Origin of the sequence: Phocaeicola sp. RTP21198st1_B8_RTP21198_201120 (assembly GCF_040929485.1) — a bacterium.
GTDB lineage: Bacteria > Bacteroidota > Bacteroidia > Bacteroidales > Bacteroidaceae > Phocaeicola > Phocaeicola dorei.
This window is the reverse complement of sequence record NZ_JBCOCI010000156.1, coordinates 495-1,138: the sequence shown is the minus strand read 5'-3', so window position 1 is coordinate 1,138 and position 644 is coordinate 495. Positions and strand designations below refer to the sequence as shown.

The 644-nt window shown below is 33.2% G+C and carries 1 protein-coding gene; it reads left to right on the top strand.

The genetic code is table 11. The features are described 5' to 3' along the window. Positions 1-101: 101 nt before the first annotated feature. Positions 102-644: ATP-binding protein (locus AB5935_RS23635; RefSeq protein WP_368327637.1), on the top strand; the 543-nt coding region annotated here is incomplete at its 3' end.

The following is a 644-nucleotide window of genomic DNA, read 5'->3' as shown; positions in this document are numbered from 1 at the left end:
GGAATATCCTGATACGATTGCCAGCGCATTTAAAGCTTTTGGAAATGCGGTTAATGTAGAAGTTGTAAAACGTATTGCAATAAATTTGTTATTTGATGGAAATGAAACAAATAAATAAGGTGTCAATTGCATTAAAACCCAATGTATATAGTACATTTCGAAATTTAAACAATACCGTATCAAATACATTGGGAGAGTATGTAGATAATGCAGTGCAAAGTTTCTTGAATCATAAAACAGAATTATTTGATTTAGAATCTAATTACAAACTTCGCATTGAGATTTCTGTTGATTGGGAGAATAGAACAATTTTAATATCTGACAATGCCGCAGGTATTGATGCTGTAAACTATCAAAGGGCTTTTGAGCCTGCGCATATTCCATTGGATGACACCGGCTTAAATGAATTTGGAATGGGTATGAAAACAGCATCTGTTTGGCTCGCAAATAAATGGTGTGTATATACAAAAGCTTTAGGAGAAGATGTTGAACGTTTTACTGAATTTGATTTACAAAAAGTAACAACAGAGGAAAAGGAAGAACTTGTTGTGATTGAGAAAAATGCTCCAGCTAATGAGCATTATACAAGAATAATATTATCTCAATTATCCACAAATGCGCCAAAACCAGGGCAAATGGAAAAG